This window comes from Actinophytocola sp. (assembly GCF_036378875.1).
Lineage (GTDB): Bacteria > Actinomycetota > Actinomycetes > Mycobacteriales > Pseudonocardiaceae > Actinophytocola.
This window is the reverse complement of the sequence record NZ_DASUVO010000093.1, coordinates 1-23,447: the sequence shown is the minus strand read 5'-3', so window position 1 is coordinate 23,447 and position 23,447 is coordinate 1. Positions and strand designations below refer to the sequence as shown.

At 70.6% G+C, this 23,447-nt stretch carries 23 protein-coding genes and 2 pseudogenes; 11 read left to right on the top strand and 14 right to left on the bottom strand.

The annotated features are described in order from the left end of the window. Window positions 1-64 precede the first annotated feature (64 nt). Window positions 65-571: a hypothetical protein gene (locus VF106_RS26615; RefSeq protein WP_330842579.1), complete on the top strand. Its 507-nt coding sequence runs from the start codon at window positions 65-67 to the stop codon at window positions 569-571. Window positions 572-786: 215 nt separating this feature from the next. Here VF106_RS26615 and lipB read toward each other — a convergent pair whose 3' ends face one another. Genes lipB through lpdA form a run of 4 tightly spaced genes read right to left on the bottom strand, consistent with a single transcriptional unit; the run spans window position 787 to window position 5,579 of the window. After that, window positions 787-1,515 (bottom strand): lipoyl(octanoyl) transferase LipB, encoded by a 729-nt coding sequence (gene lipB, locus VF106_RS26610; protein WP_330842578.1) that lies wholly within the window; start codon window positions 1,513-1,515, stop codon window positions 787-789. Between the two features lie 42 nt (window positions 1,516-1,557). Beyond that, window positions 1,558-2,442, bottom strand: coding sequence for a TIGR01777 family oxidoreductase (locus tag VF106_RS26605; RefSeq protein ID WP_330842577.1), 885 nt, complete (start codon window positions 2,440-2,442; stop codon window positions 1,558-1,560). After that, window positions 2,439-4,169 (bottom strand): 2-oxoglutarate dehydrogenase, E2 component, dihydrolipoamide succinyltransferase, encoded by a 1,731-nt coding sequence (gene sucB, locus VF106_RS26600; protein WP_330842576.1) that lies wholly within the window; start codon window positions 4,167-4,169, stop codon window positions 2,439-2,441. Before sucB ends, VF106_RS26605 begins: the two co-directional genes overlap by 4 nt. A gap of 39 nt (window positions 4,170-4,208) precedes the next feature. Further along, entirely contained in the window at window positions 4,209-5,579 is a 1,371-nt protein-coding gene (lpdA, locus tag VF106_RS26595) for a dihydrolipoyl dehydrogenase (RefSeq protein ID WP_330842575.1), read from the bottom strand. A 174-nt stretch (window positions 5,580-5,753) separates the two neighbouring features. On the opposite strand from lpdA, the gene VF106_RS26590 reads away from it, so the two are divergent. Both VF106_RS26590 and VF106_RS26585 read left to right on the top strand, forming a co-directional pair. Continuing rightward, window positions 5,754-6,035, top strand: a complete 282-nt coding sequence (locus VF106_RS26590) for an oxidoreductase (RefSeq protein WP_330842574.1) — start codon at window positions 5,754-5,756, stop codon at window positions 6,033-6,035. Between the two features lie 300 nt (window positions 6,036-6,335). Next, window positions 6,336-8,552 (top strand): Hsp70 family protein, encoded by a 2,217-nt coding sequence (locus VF106_RS26585; RefSeq protein ID WP_330842573.1) that lies wholly within the window; start codon window positions 6,336-6,338, stop codon window positions 8,550-8,552. Between the two features lie 21 nt (window positions 8,553-8,573). On the opposite strand, the gene VF106_RS26580 is transcribed toward VF106_RS26585, so the two are convergent. Beyond that, on the bottom strand, window positions 8,574-8,909 hold the full coding sequence (locus VF106_RS26580; protein WP_330842572.1) for a cupin domain-containing protein: 336 nt from the start codon (window positions 8,907-8,909) through the stop codon (window positions 8,574-8,576). A 348-nt stretch (window positions 8,910-9,257) separates the two neighbouring features. Beyond that, the gene (locus tag VF106_RS26575) at window positions 9,258-10,751 is read right to left on the bottom strand and encodes a leucyl aminopeptidase (protein ID WP_330842571.1); all 1,494 of its coding nucleotides are present in this window, start codon (window positions 10,749-10,751) and stop codon (window positions 9,258-9,260) included. Between the two features lie 100 nt (window positions 10,752-10,851). Here VF106_RS26575 and VF106_RS26570 point away from each other — a divergent pair, with 100 nt between their 5' ends. Next, window positions 10,852-11,775: a hypothetical protein gene (locus tag VF106_RS26570; protein ID WP_330842570.1), complete on the top strand. Its 924-nt coding sequence runs from the start codon at window positions 10,852-10,854 to the stop codon at window positions 11,773-11,775. A gap of 63 nt (window positions 11,776-11,838) precedes the next feature. Continuing rightward, the gene (locus tag VF106_RS26565; protein WP_330842569.1) at window positions 11,839-12,933 is read left to right on the top strand and encodes a branched-chain amino acid aminotransferase; all 1,095 of its coding nucleotides are present in this window, start codon (window positions 11,839-11,841) and stop codon (window positions 12,931-12,933) included. A 54-nt stretch (window positions 12,934-12,987) separates the two neighbouring features. On the opposite strand, the gene VF106_RS26560 is transcribed toward VF106_RS26565, so the two are convergent. The 3 genes and pseudogenes from VF106_RS26560 to VF106_RS26550 form a co-directional block, all read right to left on the bottom strand. Then, the gene (locus VF106_RS26560; RefSeq protein ID WP_330842568.1) at window positions 12,988-13,707 is read right to left on the bottom strand and encodes an adenosylcobinamide-GDP ribazoletransferase; all 720 of its coding nucleotides are present in this window, start codon (window positions 13,705-13,707) and stop codon (window positions 12,988-12,990) included. 506 nt (window positions 13,708-14,213) lie between these two features. Further along, window positions 14,214-15,260 (bottom strand): annotated as a pseudogene (cobT, locus tag VF106_RS26555) (nicotinate-nucleotide--dimethylbenzimidazole phosphoribosyltransferase); the annotation flags it as partial. A gap of 26 nt (window positions 15,261-15,286) precedes the next feature. Beyond that, on the bottom strand, window positions 15,287-15,796 hold the full coding sequence (locus tag VF106_RS26550; protein WP_330842567.1) for a bifunctional adenosylcobinamide kinase/adenosylcobinamide-phosphate guanylyltransferase: 510 nt from the start codon (window positions 15,794-15,796) through the stop codon (window positions 15,287-15,289). 24 nt (window positions 15,797-15,820) lie between these two features. On the opposite strand from VF106_RS26550, the gene VF106_RS26545 reads away from it, so the two are divergent. Then, window positions 15,821-15,997 carry a hypothetical protein gene (locus VF106_RS26545; protein ID WP_330842566.1) on the top strand — a complete coding sequence of 59 codons (177 nt, stop codon included), beginning with the start codon at window positions 15,821-15,823 and terminating at the stop codon, window positions 15,995-15,997. Here VF106_RS26545 and VF106_RS26540 read toward each other — a convergent pair. The 3 genes from VF106_RS26540 to VF106_RS26530 form a co-directional block, all read right to left on the bottom strand. Next, on the bottom strand, window positions 15,969-16,979 hold the full coding sequence (locus VF106_RS26540; protein ID WP_330842565.1) for an aldo/keto reductase family protein: 1,011 nt from the start codon (window positions 16,977-16,979) through the stop codon (window positions 15,969-15,971). The genes VF106_RS26545 and VF106_RS26540 overlap by 29 nt on opposite strands. A 166-nt stretch (window positions 16,980-17,145) precedes the next feature. Next, window positions 17,146-17,943 (bottom strand): SDR family oxidoreductase, encoded by a 798-nt coding sequence (locus tag VF106_RS26535; RefSeq protein WP_330842564.1) that lies wholly within the window; start codon window positions 17,941-17,943, stop codon window positions 17,146-17,148. Continuing rightward, entirely contained in the window at window positions 17,936-18,595 is a 660-nt protein-coding gene (locus VF106_RS26530; protein WP_330842563.1) for a DUF3043 domain-containing protein, read from the bottom strand. Before VF106_RS26530 ends, VF106_RS26535 begins: the two co-directional genes overlap by 8 nt. Before the next feature lie 38 nt (window positions 18,596-18,633). Between VF106_RS26530 and VF106_RS26525 the strand changes: the two genes are divergently transcribed. Both VF106_RS26525 and VF106_RS26520 read left to right on the top strand, forming a co-directional pair. Beyond that, the gene (locus VF106_RS26525; protein WP_330842562.1) at window positions 18,634-19,743 is read left to right on the top strand and encodes a glycerate kinase family protein; all 1,110 of its coding nucleotides are present in this window, start codon (window positions 18,634-18,636) and stop codon (window positions 19,741-19,743) included. A 109-nt stretch (window positions 19,744-19,852) separates the two neighbouring features. Next, window positions 19,853-20,215 carry a HesB/IscA family protein gene (locus tag VF106_RS26520; RefSeq protein ID WP_330842561.1) on the top strand — a complete coding sequence of 121 codons (363 nt, stop codon included), beginning with the start codon at window positions 19,853-19,855 and terminating at the stop codon, window positions 20,213-20,215. 54 nt (window positions 20,216-20,269) lie between these two features. Here the strand turns inward: VF106_RS26520 and VF106_RS26515 are convergent, their stop codons facing one another. Continuing rightward, the gene (locus tag VF106_RS26515; protein ID WP_330842560.1) at window positions 20,270-20,440 is read right to left on the bottom strand and encodes a hypothetical protein; all 171 of its coding nucleotides are present in this window, start codon (window positions 20,438-20,440) and stop codon (window positions 20,270-20,272) included. Window positions 20,441-20,636: 196 nt separating this feature from the next. On the opposite strand from VF106_RS26515, the gene VF106_RS26510 reads away from it, so the two are divergent. The 3 genes and pseudogenes from VF106_RS26510 to VF106_RS50985 all read left to right on the top strand — a co-directional run. Further along, on the top strand, window positions 20,637-21,569 hold the full coding sequence (locus tag VF106_RS26510) for a carbohydrate kinase family protein (RefSeq protein WP_414639066.1): 933 nt from the start codon (window positions 20,637-20,639) through the stop codon (window positions 21,567-21,569). 42 nt (window positions 21,570-21,611) lie between these two features. Further along, window positions 21,612-22,439: a hypothetical protein gene (locus VF106_RS26505; RefSeq protein WP_414639065.1), complete on the top strand. Its 828-nt coding sequence runs from the start codon at window positions 21,612-21,614 to the stop codon at window positions 22,437-22,439. A 62-nt stretch (window positions 22,440-22,501) separates the two neighbouring features. Then, window positions 22,502-22,810, top strand: a pseudogene (locus VF106_RS50985) (cupin domain-containing protein); the annotation flags it as partial. Window positions 22,811-22,950: 140 nt separating this feature from the next. On the opposite strand, the gene VF106_RS26500 reads toward VF106_RS50985, so the two are convergent. Then, the coding region (locus VF106_RS26500; protein ID WP_330842558.1) for an asparagine synthase-related protein at window positions 22,951-23,447 on the bottom strand (497 nt) is incomplete at its 5' end.

Below are 23,447 nucleotides of genomic sequence, written 5' to 3'. Positions count from 1 at the left end.
ACCGTACGACACATACCAAACACATACCGGTGGTACGTTGACGTTGTTCGACCATACCGATGGTATGTCGAAGACCAACGGTATGACCGCGATCATGGCAGGGGAGAAGACCATGGGGTGGCAAGACTTCTACCGCCGCAGGGACGCGCTGAACGCCGCGGTCGAGCAGGGGGAACTACGGGCGAGCGACGCCTTCCCGGACGAGCGTGAGCTGCTGCTGGCGCTGCGGCACCGGTGGCTCCAGCGGCTGACCGCACGCGTCGAGCTGGCCGAGCTGTCGGCCGGCGACCCGGTGGACGCGGTCGGCGAGGCATGGCGCCGCACCGCCACGGACAACGCCGACCTGCGGGCACTGCTGGACCAGTACGCGGACGACCCCGCTGTGTGGCCACTGGTGGAGGCGGAGTACCGCCTGCTCGCACGGGCCGCTGGGCTCACCGAGGCGGACGACTCGGCGGCGGAGGAGGCGTCGATCGGCGCCGCCTTCGTGGCGCTGCAGAAGTCCGCGCCCAACCGGTGCCGCAGCAACCCGGTGGAACGCCTGCTGCGCCGGCTAGTGCCCTCGGCCTAGCGACCCGGACGGCTGAAGCGAGTTTCGGAAGTGTGCTGAGGTCGCCAGTCTTTGGCGAGGGCTGCCGCCGCACGATGCCAAGGGCAGGGGTGAGGAACGAGCCCCTGGCCGCGGGCATCGTCACGCGACCACCTACGGCAGACGACCACTTACACCAGCCCGCAACCACCTAAGCAAACCGACCCGAGGCCGCCGCCGAAGGCGTAGGCGGCCGTCTAATACTGCGCGAGCTCGAAGTTCACGCCTGGGCTCGTGGGGGTCCAGCGGGGGAGCCAGCGGTCCTCTACCGGCAGTTCGCCTTCCAGGGCCGCGAGTACGTACTTCTCCGCGAGTGGTGACACCTCGGCGACGGTCACCGGGCGGCCCAGTTCGGCGGACAGGGACGTCACGCCAGCGTCGCGGATGCCGCACGGGACGATGCGCTCGAACGCGGTCAGGTCGGCGTCGCAGTTGATTTCGAAGCCGTGCATGGTCACGCCGCGTTGGACGCGGATGCCGATGGCCGCGATCTTGCGTTCCTGGCGGTGGTCGTCGGCCGGTAGCCAGACGCCGCTGCGGCCCTCGACGCGGCCCGTGCGCACGCCCAGCTCGTCGCACACCGTGATCAAAGCCTGTTCCACGCGTCGGACGTAGTGCACCACGTCGATCGGGTCGGCGAGCTTCACGATGGGGTAGCCGACCAGCTGTCCGGGGCCGTGCCAGGTGATCTTGCCGCCGCGGTCGACGTCCACGACCGGGGTGCCGTCGTCGGGGCGTTCGTCGGCCTCCGTGCGCTTGCCAGCCGTGTACACGGACGGGTGTTCCAGCAGCAGCAGCGTGTCGGGCCCGGTGTCCTCGGCGCGCGCGGTCGCCAACTCACGTTGGAGATTCCACGCGTCGAGGTAGTCGATCGTGCCGAGCTCGCGGACATGCACGGGAGCGCCAGACGCGCGACAGGAACTCACCCACCTGACCCTACGCTGTCCACAAGCGACAGAGTAGATGGGCTACGTGAGCAGGGACGACAGCGTTTCGTCCAGGTTGGGGTGGCGGAAGGTGAAGCCGTTCGCCGTCAGCACGGTCGGGATCATCCGCTGGCTGTAAAGGGTTTCGCCGTCCCCGTCGCCGATCGCCAGCTTGATCGCCGGCGCCGGGGCGAACCACGGTGCCGGGCGGTGGACCGCGCGGCCGAGCGCCGCCGTGAACTCCGCGTTGGTGACCGGGTTGGGGGAGCAGACGTTCACCGCGCCAGACACCGTGTCCTGCTCGATCAGGTGCCGCATGGCCGCCACCTGGTCGTCGACGTGGATCCACGGCATGTACTGGCGACCGTTGCCGAGGCGACCGCCGAGCGCGACCTTGAACAATGGCTTGAGCATGCCCATGAGCCCGCCGCGGCGCGCGAGCACGTGGCCGGTCCGCAGCAGCACCACTCGGGCGCCTGCCTCCGAGGCCCGCTGTGTGGCCGCCTCCCAGCCATGTACCAGGTCGGCGAGGAAACCGGTGCCCCTCGGCGCGGACTCCTCGACGACCTGGTCACCCTTGTCGCCGTAGTAGCCGGCCGCGGACGCGTTCACGAGCAGCGGGATGTCCTGCTCGGCGACGGCCGCGGCCAGCACCTCGGTCGGCTCGACCCGGCTGTTCACCAGCACCTGCCGGCGCGCGTGGCTCCACCTGCGGTTCGCCACCGGCGCGCCGCACAGGTTCACCACGGCGTCCGCGCCGGCCAGCGCACCGTCGTCGATGCGGCCGGCCGGCGGGTCCCAGCGACGTTCGTCCGCCGCGGTCGGGACACGCCGGACCAGTCGGAGCACCTCGTGACCGGCTGTCCGCAGCTCCTTGACGAGCGCGGATCCGATCATGCCGGACGCACCGGCCACCATGATTCTCACAAGCCGAGTTCGCCCTCGAAGTTGCCTTCCTGCAAGCGGTTCTTGATGGTGGTCAGGAACCGGCCCGCGTCCGCGCCGTCGACGAGACGGTGGTCGTAGGTCAGCGCCAGGTACATCATCGACCGGATCGCGATGGTGTCGTTGCCGTCCTGGTCGGTGACCACCACCGGCCGCTTGACGACCAGGCCGACGCCCAGGATGCCGACCTGCGGCAGCTGGAGGATCGGGGTGTCCCACAGCGCGCCCTGGCTGCCCAGGTTGGTGAGGTTGAACGTGGCGCCGAACAGCTCGTCCGGCGTGATCTTGTTCGACCTGGTGCGCTCGGCGATGTCGGCGATCTTGTGGGCGAGACCGGCCACGCTCAGGTCACCCGCGTTGTGGATGGCCGGGGTCAGCAGGCCGCGGTCGGTGTCCACCGCGATGCCGAGGTGCTCGGCGCCGTGGTAGGTCACCTCCTTGGTCTCGTCGTTGATCGACGCGTTCAGCTTCGGGTGCTGCTTGAGCGCCTCGACCGTGGCCTTGGCGAAGAACGGCAGGAACGTGAGCTTCACGCCCTCACGTGCCTCGAACGCGGTCTTCGCGCGGGACCGCAGCTTGGCGATCTTGGTGACGTCGACCTCGACGACCTGGGTGAGCTGCGCGGCGGTCTGCAGCGACTCGACCATGCGGCGGGACACCGTCTGCCGCAGGCGGCTCATCTTCTCGGTCTTGCCACGCAGGTCGGCGGCAGGCGCCGCGGGTGCGCTCGGCCTGGCGGCCGGTGCGGCAGCGGCGGGAGCCGGCTGCTTCGCGGCCTCGGCCGCGGCCAGCACGTCCTGCTTGCGGATGCGGCCACCGACGCCGCTGCCCCGCAGCGCGGACAGGTCCACGTCGTGCTCGGCGGCGAGCTTGCGCACCAGCGGCGTGACGTACGGACCGTCGCCACGTGCCGCGCCGTTCTCCTCGGCCGCGGGCCGTGGCGCCGGCTTCGGCGCGGGCTCCGGCTTCGGTGCCGGCTTGGGTGCCTCCTGCTTGGGAGCTTCCTGCTTCGGGGCGGGCGTCGGCTCGGGCTCGGGCTCGGGTTCCGGCTTCGGCTCGGGCTTCGGGGCCTCCTGCGCTGGCGCCGGGCTGCCGGAACCCACGACCGCGAGCTGGCCGCCGACCTCGACGGTCTCGTCCTCGCCCGCGGTGATCTCCAGCAGGGTGCCGGCGACCGGGGACGGGATCTCGGTGTCGACCTTGTCGGTGGACACCTCCAGCAACGGCTCGTCGACCTCGACGGTGTCGCCCACTTGCTTGAGCCACCGGGTGACAGTGCCCTCGGTCACGCTCTCGCCGAGCGCGGGCATGGTCACCGGCGTGCCGTCACCCGACGACGCGGGGGCGGCCGCCGGCTCGGGCTCGGCCTCTGCTTCGGCTTCTGCCTGGGGCTCCGGCTGCGGGTCGTCGGCCACGGGCTCGGCGGCGGGCGCCGAGTCACCCGAGTCGTCCGAACCGCCCGTGTCCTCGGCGGAGTCGCCGATCACCGCGAGCTCGGCGCCGACCTCGACCGTCTCGTCCTCCTCGGCGACGATCTTCTGCAGGACACCGGCCGCCGGGGACGGGATCTCGGTGTCGACCTTGTCGGTGGACACCTCCAGCAACGGCTCGTCGACCTCGACGGTGTCGCCCACCTGCTTGAGCCACCGGGTGACAGTGCCCTCGGTGACACTCTCGCCGAGCGCCGGCATCTGGACGGAGAACGCCATGGTTTTGCTGACTCCTTGAACTTATGTGGCTATGTGGGCTCAGCCGTGCACGTGCAGTGGCTTGCCTGCCAGAGCGAGGAATGCCTCGCCCAGCGCCTCGGTCTGGGTGGGGTGGGCGTGGATGAGCGGCGCGACGTCCTCCGGGTAGGCCTCCCAGTTGTAGATCAACTGTGCTTCCCCGACGAGCTCGCCAACGCGCTCGCCGACCATCGTGATGCCCACCACGGGGCCGTCCGGCGCCTTGACGAGCTTGACGCCGCCCGCGGTCTTCAGGATCTGACTCTTCCCGTTGCCGCTCAACGCGTACGTGTAGGTGTCCGCGCCGCCGAACTTCTCCTTGGCCTGCGCCTCGGTGAGACCGACGGACGCGACCTCCGGCTTGCAGTAGGTGACCCGCGGGATGCCGGCCTCCTCGACCGGCCGGGGCGACTGCCCGGCGATCTCCTCGGCGACGAAGATGCCGTGCTGGAACCCGCGGTGCGCGAGCTGCAGGCCCGGCACCAGGTCGCCGACGGCGTAGACGTTGTCCAGGTTGGTGCGCAGCCGGTCGTCGGTGAGCACGAACCCGCGCTCCATCGTGACGCCGGCCTCCTCGTAGCCGTGGCCCGCGCTGTTGGGGCCCCGGCCGACCGCGACGAGCAGGGTCCCGGCCTCGATCGTCTCGCCGGACTCCAGCGACACCGTAACGCCGGTCTCATTCTGAGACGCACCGGTGAACCGGACCCCGGTCTTGTACTTGATGCCCCGCTTGCGGAAGGCCCGTTCCAGCTGCTTGGAGGCCCACTCGTCCTCGAGCGGCACCAGCCGGGGAAGCGCCTCCACGATGGTCACGTCCGCGCCGAACGACGCCCACACGCTCGCGAACTCGACGCCGATCACGCCACCGCCGAGCACCACGACGCTCTGCGGGACGTAGTCGAGGTGGACCGCCTGGTCGCTGGTGATGATCCGGCCGCCGAGCTCGAGGCCGGGCAGCGTCTTGGCGTACGAGCCGGTGGCGAGGACCACGTCGCGGCCCGTGTACCGCTGCCCGTCCACCTCGACGGCGTTGGGCGCCACGAACCTGCCCGCGCCCTCGACGACCGTGACCTTGTTCGCCTTCGCCAGGCCCTGCAGGCCCTTGTACAGGCCGGCGACGACGCCGTCCTTGTACGAGTTGACCCCGGCGATGTCGATGCCCTCCAGCGAGGACTTCACGCCGAACTGGTCGCCCTCGCGCGCCAGGTCCGCCACCTCGGCCGCGTGGAGCAGGGCCTTGGTCGGGATGCAGCCGCGGTGCAGGCACGTGCCGCCCAGCTTGTCCTTCTCGACCAGGACCACGGACAGTCCGAGCCCAGCGGCGCGGAACGCGCACGCGTAGCCACCGGAACCGCCGCCCAGGATCACGAGGTCAGCGGAGGTATCGCTCACGGGATCTCCCTCGACATGGACGGGCCGCCGCGGTGTTTCCGGGCAACCACACATCATCTTGTCACTTCGTGCGGCAGGCTTGCGAGGAGGCCGCACAGGCACAATGAGTTGGGACAGTTCTCACACTGGAGGTAGGTCGTGGGCTTGTTCCGCCGGAAGAGCGGGCAGGGACAGATGCGTTCCGCCACGAAGGCCGACACCGCGCACCTGGAGGAGTGGGCCGCCGCGCGTCGCGGCGTGGAGGCGTACCTGGAGCCCCGCACCCACGTGACCGACACCACCGTCGTGCTGGTCGCTCACGACGGTGAGTGGACGAGGCGGCGCATCGCGAACTTCGACGCCGCCCGCGAGTTCGCGAGGAAACGCGGAATGCCGTTCTACGAAGTCGAGCGCGTCGGTTATCCGAAGCGCATGCGGGAATACCAGGAACGGCAGAAGCGCGAGGGGCGCGGCTGACACCCCCGTTACGGGCCGTGGTCAGGGCCCGTAAAATCTTCACCCGTATGGACTAGTCGGCCAATGGTATAGACGTGTCCATGCCTCCACGTCAGGGTTGTACCAACGGATTACCCCAGGTGGGGGTATGTGCGATGGCGGATGCAGGAGAGTTACTCATACGAGTAGTTATCTGCTACACCGTTCTATTCAGAGACTGTGACGGGTCGGGTTCGGTTACCGGCTCGACATTCGCTCTCCACAACTCTCCATTGGTCTGACAAGCTGTCGCCGGATCCCCTTCGTACAGGTGAGGAATATGTGAGCGTTACTGCTGTAGTCGACTTCGGCAGTTCGCACACCGTCACCGTGGTGCACACGCCCGGTGGGCCGCCCAGGGTGGTCAATGTGGACGGTGAGCCGTTTCTGCCGTCCGCGGTGTTCCTCACTGGCGACGACTCGCTCGTCGTCGGTCACGACGCCCTGCAGATGGCCGCCGTCGACCTGTCCCGGCTCGAGAGCCGGGCCAAGGCGCGCATCGCCGAGCGTGAGGTGCTGCTCGGCAACACGGTGGTGCCGATCCCGACCGTGGTGCTCGCCATCCTGGCTCGGGCCGTGCGGGCGGCGGCGTCCGTCGCCGGTGCGCCCGTCGACCACCTGGTGCTGACCCACCCCGCGAGCTGGGGATCGCGTGAGCGCGGTGCTCTGCTGGCCGCGGCCGAGGACCTGGCGCCCCAGATCAGCACGATCGCCGAACCCGTCGGCGCCGGCGTGTGGTTCGCCACCCGCGGCCAGGTCGGCGTGGACGGCGCGGACCGGTTCCCGCTCGGGGCCGTGCTCGGCGTGCTCGACGTCGGCGGCGGCACCTGTGACGTCGCCGTGGTGCGGCGGGAGACGACCGGGATCGTCCTGATCGGGTACGCGTCCATCCCGGACCTCGGTGGCGACGACCTCGACCAGCGGATCATCGACCACCTGCGGCGCACGGTGCCCGGTCTCGCGGACCGGCTCGTCGACACGAGCGCGCCGGGCCGGGTCAGCCTCGTGCAGCTGCGGGAGCTCGTCGCGTTCCGGCGGGAGGTGCAGCGGGCCAAGGAGCTGTTGTCCCGCCACGAGCAGGTGGAGCTGCGCCTGCCGGGCGGGCTGCCCGGGATCATGCTCACCCGCGAGGACATGGAGCGCGTGCTGCACGCCGACCTCGACCGGGTCGCCGCGTTCACGCTGCGCACGATCGTCCGGTCCGGGGTCGAGGCCTACGAGTTGACCGCACTGCAGCTCGCCGGCGGGTCGGCGCGGATTCCCCTCCTGCGACGCAAGCTCGCCGAGGTCCTCCCGACGCACATCCAGCTGGACGAGCAGCCGGAGGCCATCGTGGCGCTCGGCGCCTGCGCGGTCGCGGTGTCGCATGAGGACACCCCGGGCCCGGCGCCCGAGCCGGCGCCCCAACCGGCCGCACGGGCCAACGCGCGCCCCCGCCGCCGCAGACGGCACGCCGAGCCGCCGCCGGGCGCGCGTTCCATGGTCGCGCTCGTCGTCGCGGTGGCGTTCGCCGCCATCGCGGTCGGCTACGGCATCGTCCTGCGGCCCGCCGACGCGGTCACCGGCGACGCGCTCGCGGCCACCGAGCGGTTCGCGCTGAACTCACCCGCGGTGGGCGAAGAGCTGGTCCGGGACGGCAGGCCCGGCGACGGGCTGCTCACCGGCAAGCTCGGTGCGCCGGTGCGGGTGTTCGACGGCGCCATCGACGTCGACTGGACCGTGCGCGAGGTGATCGACCCGGCCACCGACGACCTCGTCGACGCCGGGGCGGGACGACCGCCACAGGGCATGCGGTGGGTGCTCGTCGACTCGTCGATCCGGGCACGGGCGGAGACCGCGGCCCCGTACTACCTCCGGGACACCTTCGTGGTCGACGACCGCGGGCTGCTGATCGCCCCGGTCCGTGACGTGCCGCTGCCGTGTCCCACCGAGACCCCAGCCACCCTCGAGGCGGGGGACCAGTTGCGCCAGTGCCTCGCCTTCGCGGTGTCGGCGCGCACCCCGGTCCGCGCGGTCGTGATCTCCAGGGTCTCCGGCGACGAGCAGGTCGGCGCGATGGTGCCGTTCGACGGGGACGGCGCCACCGAGGCGGGCGGCCCCGTGGTCGGCCCGGCCCTGCCCCCGGGCGTCGTGCGGCCGCTGTGGGTCGGCGAGAACGTGGTGAACGCGGCGATCATCGACGTGGTCGCCAAGCCGAGCGCGTACGTCGACGCCGAGGTCGTGGATCGACCGGGACACCGGGCCGTGTTGGTGCGGGCGGTCGTCGAGTCGTCGGCCGGGGTGTCCGTGCCGGACCTGGCCGGCCGCCTGCTGCTGCGCGACGACCGGTCGCAGCCGGTGTCCGCGCGGCTGGTGTCGGACCGCAACGGATGCGCGGTCGGCACGGCCTCCGGACGGTTCACGGTCTGCGCCGTGTTCGTCGTGCCCGCACGCGTGCCGCTCGGCTCGGTCGCCTGGTCGGGCACCGACGAGCGACCGTTCCTGTGGCAGGTGCCCTGAGAGACCTTTCCCGGCCGTTGATCAACGATAGCGAATCTCCAGCATCGTGCAGCCGGTTTCGGTGCGGTAGGGACCGTGGGGCATGCCCGGTGGCCGGGAGGCGTAGTGGCCGGCGGTGAACGTGCGCCCCAGCGTCAGGTCGTGCAGCTCACCGTCGAGGAGGTAGACCTCCTCGAAATAGTCGTGCCGGATCACGCCGGCGGCGGACGTGTCCGTGCCCGGCGCCCAGCGGGCGATCCTGGTGAGACTGCCGTCGTCCTCACCACGGCTCAGCACACGCTCATCCACCGTCGACGCGTTGGCATCGACCCGCCACGGCACCTGGTCGACCGCGAAGAACTCGTGCTCGGCTTTCATGGTGGCCAGTGTCGCAGCGGTGGCCGACGTCCCGACGGTGCCCTTCAGGATGCTGAACCCAGATCCACCGATGATCATGCTGCCCGCGCGGTTCTGTGGATCCGGCGGGCCACGGCGCTGTCTTGAAAGACGCTTTCGGGTCGTTGAACGTCATCAGCGGGTCTTTGGAGAGATAGGCGGTGTCCCGAACGCGTCTTTCGGGACACCGCGGGTGCGCGCGCAGTGCCCGACGCCCGCGAAGCGCCTGACCAGGCCCACAACTCTCGCAAGGTGCGACACCCGACAAGATCATCGGTGGATCGAGGCCGAAAGTCCTGAAGTTGCCTTCAGGACATCCAGGAGCGCCCGTCAGCCGTTGTCGGCGATGTCCGCCAGCAGTGCGGCGATCGTGCGTACCGGGACTCCCGTGCCGCCCTTCGCGGTGTAGCCCCATGGGCCGCCGGCGTTGAAGGCCGGGCCGGCGATGTCGAAGTGCACCCACGGCACGCCCTCGGCGACGAACTCCCGCAGGAAGATGCCCGCGGCGAGCATGCCGCCCCACCGGTGGCCGGTGACGTTCGCGAGGTCGGCGAGCTTCGATTCGAGGTCGCCGCGCAGCTCCTCCGGCATCGGCATCGGCCAGCCGCCCTCGCCGGTGGCCTTGGCGTGCGCCGCGGCCCGGTCGCGGAGGTCGTCGGAGCCCAGGAGGCCCGCGGTGCGGCGGCCGAGCGCGACCATCTGCGCGCCGGTCAGCGTCGCCACGTTGATCAGATAGTCCGGCCCGTCCTCGCATGCCCGCACGAACGCGTCGGCGAGGATCAGCCGGCCCTCCGCGTCGGTGTTCAGCACCTCGACCGTCTTGCCGCCGTAGATGGTCAGCACGTCACCCGGCCGGTACGCCGAGCCGCCCGGCATGTTCTCCGCCATCGGCACGGTCGCGACGATCTCCAGCGGGTACTTGAGCTTCGCGGCGAGCACCATCAGCGCCACGACCGCCGCGGCGCCGGACATGTCCGAGGACATCTCGTCCATGGAGGCCGCCGGCTTGATCGAGATACCGCCGGTGTCGAACGTGATGCCCTTGCCGACGAGCGCGATCTTCTTGCGTGCCTTCGGGCCCTGGTAGGAGATCCGCACGAGGCGCGGCGGCCGCGCCGAGCCGGAACCGACACCGAGCAGGCCTCCGTAGCCGCCCTTGCGCAGCGCCTTCTCGTCGAGGATCTCGACCGACAGTCCGGCGTCCTTCACGAGCGCGGCCGCGCGGTCCGCGAAGGTCGCCGGGTACAGGTCGTTGGGCGGCGTGTTGATGAAGTCACGGGCGGTGCGCACGGCCTCCGCGATGGCGGTCGCTGCCTTGAGCGTGGCGCGGTGCTCCTTGGCGGCCCCGGCCTCCGGTGCCACGACGTCCACCCGCTCGACCGGCGCGTCACCCTTGTCCGAGCGGTACTCGGTGAACCGGTACGCGCCGAGCAGCGTGCCCTCCACGGCGGCGTGCAGGTCCACAGTGGACAGGGTGGTGACGGCGCGCCTGGTGCCGGTGAGCGCGCGGGCCGCGGCACCCGAGGCGCGGCGCACCTGTTCCGCGGTCGGCCCGTCGCCATTGGACCTGCCGAGTCCTGCGGCGACCACGAGCCCGGCCGGGATCCGCCCCATGCCCGGGAGCTTCACGATCTCGTCCTGTTTGCCGGTGGCTCCGACGGTGCGCAGGATCTCGGCGAGGTCGCCGCCGAACGCGGCGTCGACCCGCTCGCTCCCCGGCGCCAGCGCGACGCCCGCACTGTCCTGCACGGTTCCGATGATCACCGCGTCCGCGGTGGCCTCGTCAGCCGTGGTGGTGGTCAGTGACAGCTTGGGCGCGGTCAACGAAAGCTCCTGTCGGTTCGAGTTGTTGACGCATGCTAACTACTTGTTTCTGGGCTGCCCACCGTCAGGTGGGTCCGCTCGGTCTGACACCGTGTGCGTCGTGACCCAACCGATATCTACCGCCGACCGCGTCGCACGTGGGGTCGTGTCGAGGTTGGGCGCCGGACTTTTCCTTGGTCTGACGCCTGCCGCCGCGCTCGCGGGCTGGTGGCTGGTGGCCGGGATGGCGCTCGCCGCGGCCCTCTCGATCCTCTTCGCACTGTCTACTCAGGACGCTTCGGTGGACGGGTCGGCGGTGGTAGTGGGAATACTGGGAAGGATTGCCGCCGCCGCCGCGGCCGCTTCCGCCTTCAGCCGGTACGTGCTCGGCGGCTCGGAGGTCGGCGCCGTCGCGTTCGTCGTCGTGGTCGCGGCCGTCGTGCTGCTGGCGCCGCCGCTGCCCGGAGTGGTGGACCGGGTCGCCGCTGTGGTCGTGGTCGGCGTGCTCGTCGTGGTCGTGGTGGCGTGCTTCGCGATCACGCCGGTCGAGCTGGCCGTGGCCCCACCGGTGGACGCGCCAGGCACCGACGAGCCGCTCGGGCTGCTGCCGGCGGCGGTACTGCTGTACGTGTGCTTCGCCGGGTCGCCGGTCGTGGGCCGGCGCGAGGGGGTCGCGGTCGCCGGGGTCGTGCTCGTGATGACCATGACGACGACCGTCGCGGTGCTGTGGCAGCTCGGCGGGGAGCGGCTCGCGCTGTCGCCGGCGCCGCTGCGGGACGCGCTCGCGGCGGCGGACGCGGCCGGGATCGAGGGGCTGCTCGCCATCGGGGTGACCGTGGCGTGCGTGTTCGCGCTTCGCGGCGTGCTCGGCGACATCCGTGACCTCGCGCCCGTCCGGCCGGCGCGCGTCGTCGCGTTCGCGGCCGGGGTCGCCGCGCTCGGCGCGTTGTTGCTCGACCCCGAGTACACACTGGCCGTCGCGGCCGTGCTTCTACTGGGTGAAGCGGTAATCCGCGTGCTGGTCGCGCGAAGGAATCGGGCATAGTAGGACGTCAAACAGTCGAACTGCCGATTCTCTGAACGGCCCGAGGAGAGTTACGGTGCTCACATGACCCAGTCATTCACCAGGACTCCCCATCCGGCGCCGGCGACCCCGGAACGGATCGCGGAAGTGTTGGCCAACCCGGGTTTCGGGGTGCATTTCACCGACCACATGGTGACCGCACGCTGGACCCGAGCTGACGGTTGGCACGGGGCGACGGTCGAACCGTACCGCCCGATCGCGTTGGACCCCGCGGCCATGGTGCTGCACTACGGCCAGGCGATCTTCGAAGGACTCAAGGCGTACCGCCATGCCGACGGCTCCATCCAGGCGTTCCGCCCCGAGGCGAACGCGGCACGGTTCCGCAAGTCCGCGCACCGGCTCGCGATGCCGGCCGTCCCGGACGAGCTGTTCCTCGGCTCGCTGCGCGAACTGATCGCCGTTGACGGCCGGTGGGTGCCGACCGAGGACGAGGAGTCGCTGTACCTGCGGCCCTACATGATCGCGACCGAGGTGGGTCTGGGGGTGCGGCCCTCCGCCGAGTACCTGTACCTGCTGATCGCCTCGCCGGCCGGCTCGTACTTCGCGAGCGGGATCAAGCCGGTGAGCGTCTGGCTGTCGACCGAGTACGTGCGTGCCGCACCCGGCGGCACCGGCGCCGCCAAGTTCAGCGGCAACTACGCGGCGTCACTGATCGCGCAGGCGCAGGCGGCCGAGCAGGGCTGCGACCAGGTGGTGTGGCTGGACGCGATCGAGCGCCGGTGGGTCGAGGAGATGGGCGGGATGAACCTGTTCTTCGTCTTCGGCTCGGGCGCCGACGCCAGAGTGGTCACCCCGGAGCTGACCGGGACGCTGCTGGCCGGCATCACCCGGAGCTCGATCCTTTCGCTGGCCAGCGAACTGGGCTACGCGGTCGAGGAGCGCCGGATCTCCACCGAGGAGTGGGAGAAGAAGGTCGAGTCCGGTGAGCTGACCGAGGTCTTCGCGTGCGGCACGGCGGCGGTGATCACGCCCGTCGGGTCGGTGAAGCACGCGGGTGGCTCGTTCACCATCAACGGCGGCCGCTCCGGCGAGGTGTCGATGCGGCTGCGGGACGCGCTGACCGCCATCCAGCGCGGCACCGCACCGGACAGACACGGGTGGTTGACCAGGCTCTCCTGAGCGGAGCTTGCGGAGCGATCCATTCTCCTGAGCCGAGCTTGCGGAGCGATCCGGTCAACTGATCACCAGGACGGCCGTCGTGGCGATCTCGCAGGCGGCGCCCAGCACATCACCGGTGATGCCGCCCAGGCGTCGCCCCGTGTGCTGGCTCAGTAGTAGGACAAGCCCGGTGGCGACGACGATCGCCACCGGGCCCCGGTATGGATGGCCGAGGTCCGCGAGCGGCGAGATGAGTAGCAGCGCGACCAGCCACAGGATCGGCGTGGCGAGGGGCTGGCTGCCCGCGACGAGCGCGCCCAGCCCTTCGCTTCGCGCTGCCTTCGTGCCGTGCCGGCAGCACAGGACGAACGCGACCCGCCCTGTGGTGACGGCGAGAACGAGTGAGAACCAGCCGTCGATCGCGGCGGCCTGCGTCCCGAGCACGAGCACGAGGGCGACGACCCCGAACGGCCCGACCGGCCCGTCGCGCATGATGGCGAGCGCCCGGTCGGCATCCTTGTAGGAGCCGAGCCCGTCCGCGGTGTCGGCGAGCCCGTCGAGGTGCATCCCCCGCGTGACGAGCGCGAGAAACCCGACGACGAGGAAACCGGCGAGCAGCCCGCCGATCCCGAGCAGATCGAGCAGGAGCAGCAGCCCGGCTGCGGCCGCCCCGAGAACGAACCCGACGACCGGCGCGGCCGAGATGGCCGCCCCCGCGAGAGCGCGATCCACCCGGCCAACCCCCACCGGAAGCACGGTGAGCCAGGAGAAGGCGAGCCGCACCCCGGCGAACATCAGTCGCGGTCGGTGACGTCAGAAGCTGGTGGGGAGGCGCTGCCTGGTTCGGTGCTCGCCGGTGGGGCGGGGGTGGCGGCCGGGTGGTTGGGAGATTTGGTGGCCCCGGGGTCGCCCGGTTCGTCGCCGGTCGCTGGCGTTGTGTCAGCGGGCGGTGAGGAAGACGTGCCTGGCTCAGTGTGGGGTTGCGAGGCGCTTTCGGGGCTTTCGGTGTCCGTCGTGGCCGGGTTGGTGGTTAGTGAGGAGGTGGTGGCGGGGTTGCCCGGTTCGTCGTTGGCTCGCGGTGCGGTTTCCGTGAAGCCTTCGGTGCCGGTCGCGGTTGGTGCGTTGGCAGGCAGCCCTGCGTCCAGGTTGCCGTTTGGCTGCGCGCTCGTCGGCGTCGCGTCGGAGGCTGGGACGGGGGTCGTGTCCGGTTCGGTGGTGGGTCGCGCGTCGGTTGTCAACGGCGCCGTCTCCTGGGTGGGGTCCGCGCTGTTCTCCGGACTCGGCGCGGCGTCCGCTTCGGCGGGTGTCGCGGCGTCCTCTGCTGGGCCGCTCACTCCCGCGTCCTCGAACGTGGCCATGTCGGTCAGTACCCGGACGGCCATCGTCAGGAGGGGGATCGCGGCCGTGGCGCCCGAGCCTTCGCCAAGGCGCATGTTCATTTCCAGCAGTGGTTTCAGGTCCAGTTGTTCCAGCACCAGGGTGTGTGACGGCTCGGTGGAGCGGTGGCCCGCCACCCACCACGCTCGTGCGCCCGGGGCCAGTTCCTCCGCCAGGAGTGCGGCCGCGCCCGAGACGACGCCGTCCAGCACCACCGGGGTACGGCGGATCGCTGCCTGTGCCAGGAAGGCCGCCATGGCCGCGATGTCGGCGCCCGCGGCGGTGCGGAGCAGCGCCACCGGGTCCGCGGTCACCGGCTTGGCACGCCGCAGCGCGTCGCGGATCGCGGCGGTTTTGCGCATCCACGTCTGGTCGTCGATGCCGGTGCCGCGGCCGACCACCGCCACCGGTTCCGTGCCGGTGATCGCGGCGACCAGGACCGCAGCGGGGGTGGTGTTGCCGATGCCCATGTCGCCGGCCACCAGCAGGTCCGCGCCCGCGTCGACCTCCTCGTCGGCGATCGCGCGGCCCGCGGCCAGTGCCGCTTCGACCTCCTCTTCGGACAGTGCGTCCTCGTGGTCGATCGCGCCGCTCGACCGGCGGACCTTGTGGGTGCCGGCCGCCGTGTCCACGGCCACCGACATGTCCACCACGCGGACCGTCGCGCCAGCGACCCCCGCCAGCACGTTGATGGCCGCGCCGCCCGCCTGGAAGTTCGCCACCATCTGCGCGGTGACCTCGCTCGGGTACGCCGACACGCCCTTCGCGGCGACCCCGTGGTCACCCGCGAACACGATCACCCTCGGGCGGCTCAGCGGGCGGGGCGGGCACTGGCCCTGGCACGCGGCGAGCCACGTGCCCAGCTCCTCCAGCCGGCCGAGCGACCCGCGTGGCTTCGTCAGTCGCGCGTGCCGTTCTTCTGCGGCCTGCCGCACGGCCTCGTCGGGCGGGCTGACGACACCGAACTCCATGGCATGTCCCTCCAGGTCGCACCACATCACCGCAGGCGCAGGGGGATGCCTGCCACCAGCAGCACCACCGAAGCGCACCGTTCCGCGAGGCCCGCGTTGAGCGCGCCAAGCTGGTCGCGGAAGAGCCTGCCAGAACGCGTCGAGGGCACCACGCCGAGGCCGACCTCAGCGGACACCAGCACCAATTCCGCCCGGCACTCAGCCACCGCCGTGACCAGCCGGTCGCACTCCCGTCGCACCCCGTCGAGCGTGCCGTCCCACGCGCCCTCGTCGTCCATCACGCCGGTCAGCCACGTCGCGACGTCGTCGACGATGACCGGGCCCGCCGCCGTGGCCAGGTAGGCCGGCAGGTCCGGTGGCTCCACCGTGCGCCAACCAGGTGGTCGGCGGGCGACGTGGACGGCGATCCGTTCCTGCCACTCCTCGTCGGCCGGGTCGACCCGGGCGGTCGCCACGTACGTCGCCTCCGCGGGCATGAGCCCTTCCGCGTGCGCCGACTTGCCGGAACGCGCACCGCCGAGCACCAGTGTTGCCACGGCCGCACGCTATCTTGCGATGTCGTGGAGTACCGCTGGAGCCATGACTCGTCGCTCGTGTTCGCCGATCAACCCGCCGCGGAGGAGTGGTTGAGCGAGCACTGGCGGGACCTCGTCGACGAAGGCGTCGACGAGGTGACCCTCCTGTGTGACGGCGAGGTCGTGTACGGACCTATGAGCCTGCACCCCCGGGAGAACTAGCGTGCGTGAGCGACGGGTCGCGCTCCACGTGCCCGTCGAGAACGTCGTCGATCTTCTTCAGCACGTCGGCGTCGAGCGTCTTGCCGGCCGCCGCCACGTTCTCAACGACCTGCTCTGGCCGGGTGGCGCCGATGATCGCCGAGGCCACGTTCTGGTTCTGCAGCACCCAGGCGATCGCGAGCTGCGCCAGTGACAGACCCGCCTCCTCGGCGATCGGCTTGAGCTGCTGGACGGCCTCCAGCAGGCCGTCCCGTGACAGGAAGCGGCTGACGAACTTGCCGCCGCTCTCGTCGGTCGCGCGGGAGCCCGCCGGCGGCGCCTGGCCGGGCAGGTACTTGCCGGTGAGCACGCCCTGCGCGATCGGCGACCACACGATCTGGCTGATCCCGGCCGCCTCGCTCGCCGGCACAACCTCGCCCTCGATGACCCGCCACAGCATCGAGTACTGCGGCTGGTTCGAGATGAACGGGACCTTCAGCTCACGGGCGAGCTCGGCACCCGCGGTGATCTGGTCGGCGGTCCACTCCGAGACCCCGATGTAGAGCACCTTGCCGGCCCGCACGAGGTCGGCGAACGCGAGCATGGTCTCTTCCAGCGGCACGCTGTGGTCGTAGCGGTGCGCCTGGTACAGGTCGAGGTAGTCGGTCTGCAGCCGCTGAAGGGAGGCGTTGGCCGACTCCATGATGTGCTTGCGCCCCAGCCCCTTGTCGTTCGGGCCGCCGGGCCCGGTCGGCCAGAACACCTTCGTGAAGATCTCCAGGCTCTCCCGGCGCTGTCCCGCCAGCGCCCGGCCGAGCACCGACTCGGCACGCGTGTTCGCGTACACGTCGGCTGTGTCGAAGGTCGTGATGCCGGCGTCGAGCGCGGCCTTCACACACGCGTGTGCCTGCTCCTCCTCCACCTGCGACCCGTGCGTGATCCAGTTGCCGTACGAGATCTCACTGACGTTGAGGCCGCTGCGGCCAAGACGACGAAACTCCATGCCCCAAACCTAACGCTGGACCTACTCCAGGTCCGGCGCCGAGTGTCGACCTGTGGACAACCGCGTCGCCTGTGGACAACTTCACCGCTGACGATCTTCGCGGACCACGACTGTCGGTATGCCGTGGGAGGATGGAACCGGGGGCCGGAGGCCAGCCCCAGCCCGCTCACCAGCGGCGGAAGCCGCCCTCGGTGTTGATCACCTGTCCGGTGATCCAGCGGGCCTCGTCCGTCGCCAGCCAGGCGATCAGGCGTGCCGGGTCGTCCGGGGTGCCCCAGTCGCCGCCGGGAAAACGGGCCGCCACCGCCGCCCGCGCGTCCGGCGGGGCGTAGCCGGTGTCGACAGGGCCCGGGTTCACCGCGTTCACCGTGACGCCCTGGTCCGCCAGTCCGTCCGCCAGGGTCGCCGTGATCGACCACAGCGCGCCCTTGCTCGCCGCGTACGCCACCTCGTCCGGCATCGGGCCCTCGTTCTGCCCGGAGGTCAGGAAGATCAGCCGTCCCGGCCGGCCGAGGTCGGCGAAGGCGCGGGCCAGCAGGATCGACGCCCGCGCGTTGACCGTCCAGTGCGCGTCCAGCCTCGCGGCGGTCATGGTCGACAGTGGACCGTCCGAACCGGACAGTGCCTGGTTGCACACCAGGATGTCCAGCCCGCCAAGCTCGGCCACCGCTGAGGACACCAGGTGAGCTGGCATCGCGGGGTCGGCCAGGTCCGCCGACATGTCCGCGACACGCGCGGCCGGGTCGGCGAGTGCGGACCGCACCCCGTCGACGACCGAGGTGACCTCGTCCGCGCCCCATGGCTGCGTCGCGTCGTGCGGGCTGAAGTGGTGTACGAACACGCTCGCCCCGTACGCGGCCAGCCGCCGGCACACGGCGTACCCGATGCCGGCACGACGGGACGCACCCGTCACCAGCGCCACCCGTCCCCGCAGGGGAAGCGGGTCGCGCCCCAGGTCAGTCAATCTTCTCGCCCGGCGACACCCGCGGCTTCGGCACCCGCAGCTTGCGGATCTGCGAGGCACGGATGAACGCATACCAGCCGATCGACAGGCCCCGGATCGGCTCCTTGGGGAACTTCTGCCGCACTCGCCGGGTGATCCGGTTGCCGGACAACACGCCCTCGAAGATCATCGCGACCAGCATCAGCAGGCACAGGAGCGTGGTGAAGCTCTGGATCCGGGCATCGGGCACCAGCAGCGCGACGAAGATCAGGACCGCGAGCGGCATGAACAGCCCGAGCAGGTTGCGGCGCGAGTCGACCAGGTCGCGGACGTAGGCCTTGACCGGGCCGCGGTCGCGCGGCATCAGGTACCGCTCGTCGCCCTCCATCATGCGTTCACGCTGGGTCTGGCGGATCTCCTTGCGCTTGGCGGCGAGCTCCTTGCGGTCCTCCTTGCTGCCACGTGCCCGCTTGATGGCCTCACGGGTGGTGCGTGGCGGCGGCGCGACCGGTCCGCGCTTGCGCTGCTCCGCTTCGCGGCGCTTGGGCGTCGGGCGACCCTTGCCCGGCGTGTGGGCCTTGCTTCTGGCGTCGTCCTCCTCCGTGAGCGCTGCCTCACCGGCGTCGTCGACGGCGTCGGTGCTCTCTGCATCTTTACGGCGAAGGAACCTCACAGGCCAAAGCGTAAAGGAGGCCCGACTACGCTTTGTCCATGCGGGTCCTGATCGCTCCTGACTGCTTCGGTGGGACGTTGACCGCGCCGGAGGCCGCCGAGGCCATCGCCGCCGGGTGGCGCAGCGGTGCGCCGGACGACGAGCTCACCCTCTGTCCCCTCGCAGACGGCGGCCCGGGGTTCGTCGAGGTGCTCCACTCGGCGCTCAGCGGGCACCTGCATCACCGGACGGTCGCGGGACCGCTCGGCACCCCGGTCGACGCCGTGTGGCTCGAGCACGACGGCACCGCGTACATCGAGTGCGCGCAGGCGTGCGGCCTGACGCTCGTGCCTCGGGAGGAACGGGACGCGCTCGCCGCGAGCACGGTCGGGGTCGGTGAGCTCATCGCACACGCGTTGGACCGCAAGGTGCACACGATCGTGGTTGGCCTGGGTGGCTCCGGCAGTACTGACGGTGGCGCTGGGATGTTCCGCGCGCTCGGGGCCACACCTGTGGGTGACGACGGCGAGCCGCTGCGATCCGGCGGTGGCCCGCTGATCGACACGGTGCGGCTCGACGGCCAGGTCGACCTCGGTGACGTCCGGCTCGTCGCGGCCTCCGACGTGGAGAACCCACTGCTCGGCAAGGACGGGGCGGCCAGGGTGTTCGGCCCGCAGAAGGGCGCGGACGACCTGGCGGTCCGCCGCCTCGAGCGCGCGCTCGCCCGCTGGGCGGACATCCTCGCCAAGGTCGCCGGCCGTGACATCCGCGACGAGCCGGGCGCGGGCGCCGCCGGCGGGCTCGGGGCCGGACTCATCGCGCTCGGCGCCACGGTCGAGTCCGGCGCCGGGGTGGTCCGCAGGCTGACCGGCCTCGACGACGCGCTCGGCCACGCCGAGCTGGTGGTGACCGGCGAGGGCAGCTTCGACTTCCAGTCACTCCGCGGCAAGCTCGTGACCAGGGTGTCCGCAGCGTCGTCAGAACGTGGCGTACCGTGCCTGGTGCTGGCCGGGCAGGTCAGCGTCGGCCGCCGCCGCGCCGCGTCGGCCGGGGTGACGCAGGCCTACGCGGTCGCCGAGCACGTCGGCTCGGCCGAGGCCTCGCTCGCCGACCCGGCGGGCACGCTGAGCGATCTGGCCAAGCACGTCTCGACGCAGTGGCGGCTGTAACAGCGGGGCTCCAGCGAGATGTGTCACCATGGATACAGAGGACGGGGAATAACGGCGGCTCGGCCGGGATTGACCCCGGTAGTGACGTCGGAGAGGTCGAGGGAGAACCATGACGACCGCCCAGGAGAACACCACCGAGACGGAGACGCACGGCGTGCTCCTGTCGGAGGCCGCCGCCAGCAAGGCCAAGGCTCTGCTGGACCAGGAGGGCCGTGACGACATGCACCTGCGCATCGCCGTTCAGCCGGGTGGCTGTGCCGGCCTGCGCTACCAGCTGTTCTTCGACGAGCGCACGCTCGACGGTGACCTGTTCCGGGACTTCAACGGCCTGAAGGTGGCCGTGGACCGGATGAGTGCCCCGTACGTCCAGGGCGCGACGATCGACTTCGTCGACACCATCGAGAAGCAGGGCTTCACCATCGACAACCCCAACGCCGGTGGTTCCTGCGCCTGCGGCGACTCGTTCCACTGAGTCAACGAACGACGGGCCGTGACCTCGCTGGAGGTCACGGCCCGTCGTCGTTTGTCACACGTATTCTTCCAGGCTGCTGACCTGCGCGAACGTCGCCTCGTCGACTTCCCATGGGGCGGGTTCGCGAGGGTCGGGCAGGTCGCGCCCGCTGGTGGTGATAGCCGCCGGGATGTCCGCGCAGTCCGCGATCAGCTCGGCGTAGGACTCGGGTTCTGGTGTGGTCACGACTCGAACTTAGATAGAACGGTATTTCGTTGACAGCCTTACCAACCGGTAGTGTCAACGGCGTCCCCGGGTGGGGCGGAGTCGTCAGGGCGTACTACGGTTGACGACCGCTGTTCAACCCCACATGACGACCATCAATCAGGGGGAATCCCTCGTGCCTGTCGCCGTCTCCGGAAGCATCGCGACCGACCATCTCATGCATTTCCCGGGCAGGTTCGCCGAGCAGCTCGTCGCGGAGCAGCTGCACCGGATCTCGCTGAGCTTCCTCGTCGACGACCTGGTCGTCCGGCGTGGCGGGATCGGTGCCAACATCGCGTTCGGCATGGGTGTGCTCGGCGGCTCGCCCATCCTGGTCGGCGCGGTGGGCGAGGACTTCGGGGACTACCGCTCGTGGTTGGAGCGGCACGGTGTGGACTGCTCGGGCGTGCACGTGTCGGAGACCGCGCACACCGCCCGTTTCGTGTGCACCACCGACGACGACATGTGCCAGATCGCGTCGTTCTACGCCGGCGCGATGGCCGAGGCACGCAACATCGAGCTGCTGCCGGTCGCGGAGCAGGTCGGCGGGTTCGACCTGGTGCTGATCAGCCCGGACGACCCGGACGCCATGCTCCGGCACGCCGACGAGTGCCGCGCGCGCGGGTACGCGTTCGCCGCCGACCCGTCGCAGCAGCTCGCGCGGATGTCTGGCGAGCAGATCCGGTCGTTCGTCGACGGCGCCAAGTACCTGTTCAGCAACGACTACGAGTGGGAGCTGCTGCGGCAGAAGACCGGCTGGTCGGAGCAGGACGTGCTGTCGCGCGTCGGCATGCGGATCACCACGCTCGGTGAGAAGGGTGTCGAGCTGGTCGACGCCTCCGGCACCTCGATCCACGTCTCCGCCGTGCCGGAGACCGTGAAGGCGGACCCGACCGGCGTCGGTGACGCGTTCCGCGCCGGCCTGCTCGCCGGGCTGGAGAAGGGCCTCGGCCTGGAGCGTGCCGCGCAGCTCGGGTCGTACATCGCCGTGCTGGTGCTCGAGACCGTCGGGCCGCAGGAGTGGGTGCTCGACAAGGAGCTCGCGCTGTCCCGGATCGGTGCGGCGTACGGGCCGGAGGCGGCCGAGGAGATCGCTCCGATTCTGCCGTAGGCAGGTACCGCTTTCCGGTGACACCTGGTACTTCTGGTGACCATGCGTGTTCTCGCGGTCACCGCAGTGCTCATGCTCGCGTTCGCCGGACTGGCGTCGGCCGACGTCGGTCCCTGGCGGACCATCGGCTCTGACGTGGCGCGGCCCCTGGACGAAAGCCAGGGGCTCGCTGTTGTCGAACGGCCGTCCGGGACGGTGGTCCGCTACACGGGGATCGGCACCATCCCGGCGTCGGTGTCCAGCCGCGGTTGGAACCATGTGGGTGACCCGGGTGCCGGACGCGGTTACTACGTGGAGCCGTACCAGCGCGACGACCGAGGGGCGAAACTGTTCCGCGTCGAGGCGCCGGACGGGACGTGGACGGAGTACCAGCACGCCCTCGAGTCGTGGGAGGCGAACAACAACTCGTTCGCCGCGGTCTCGCCGGACGGCCGGTGGCTGGTGGCGGGCGAGTGGGGGACGATGTCCCGCCTGCTCGTGCACCCCATGCCGGGGATCGCGCACACGAACCCGTCGGCGAACCTGCCCTACGCGTCCGCGATCCGGCTCGACCGACCGGTCCGGGACGTGCAGGGCTGCGACTTCGTGACCGCGACGCAGCTGCTGTGCTCCTCGGACGACCCCGCCGGGACGCTGTTCGGCACCACCAAACCGCTGCTCCAGGTCGACCTCGCGGCACCGGTCGGCGCGGCCGACGTCACCGGTCGGGTCACCTCGCTGGGTCAACTCCCGCTGCAGAGCGGCTGCTCCGGCAACTTCGAGGTCGAGGGCATCGACTACGACGAACGCGACGGCACGCTGCGCGTGGTCGTGCTGTCACCGAGCATCTGCCTGCTCTTCGACAGCAAGACGTGGCGGTTCCGGCGCTAGGGCTGCCTTGACCCCGGATGTTTCCCTCCGGGCCACCGGTGTAGCAGGTCACCCACCCGGGCGCCGAGGCCATCCGCGTTCTTGAGGGAAGAGCGCGCGTACACGTCAACGACGAGACCGTCGAGGGAGGACCGGGAGCCTTCTTCTACTTCCCGGCAGGCAGGCTGGAGACCTTCGAGCCCGCGACGGACACCGTACGGCTCCTGGCCACCTACCTGCCGGGCGGTATAGACAGGTTCTTCGCCGAGATCGGCGAACCGGCGCTGACGAGAGAGGTTCCACCGCCGCCGGACTCCCCGCCGGACCTGGAACGGCTCATGGCGGTCGGCGAACGCTACGGCTTGCAGTTCCAGACCTCACCCCCGCGCTGAGGACCAACCGTCGACTGCGGCGACCAGTGCATCCGGCGCCGGCCACAGCCCACCCGCGACCCCGCGGAGGCGGTCCGGATCGCACCGCCCTACCGCGCCGTCTCCGCCAACAAGCAGCGCAAACCACTCCAGGTCACTGGCTAGAGCTTCACCGGGTAGTGCGGTTCCGGGATGCGGGGCTGGATGGTCTTCTCGACGAAGATGCCGTGCCACAGCATGTAGACCAGCAGAGCCCAGATGCGCCTGCTGTGGTCCAGGGCGCCCGCGCGATGGTCCTCCAGCAGCCGCATGACCGCCGTCTTGTCGATCTCCTCGTCCGTCTCCGAACTGAGGATGATCTGGCGGGCCCAGTCGTACATCTCGTCCTTGAGCCACAGGCGGATGGGGACCGGGAAACCCAGCTTGCGGCGGTTGAGCACGTGTTCCGGCACGATGCGCCGCATCGCCTGCCGCAGCGCGTACTTCGTGGTCTCCTTGGTGATCTTCTCCTCGGACGGGATCTTCGCCGCCACCTTGAAGACCTCCGCGTCCAGGAACGGGACCCGCAGCTCCAGTGAGTTGGCCATCGTGACCTTGTCGGCCTTGACCAGGATGTCGCCGCGCAGCCAGGTGAACAGGTCCACGTGCTGCATGCGGG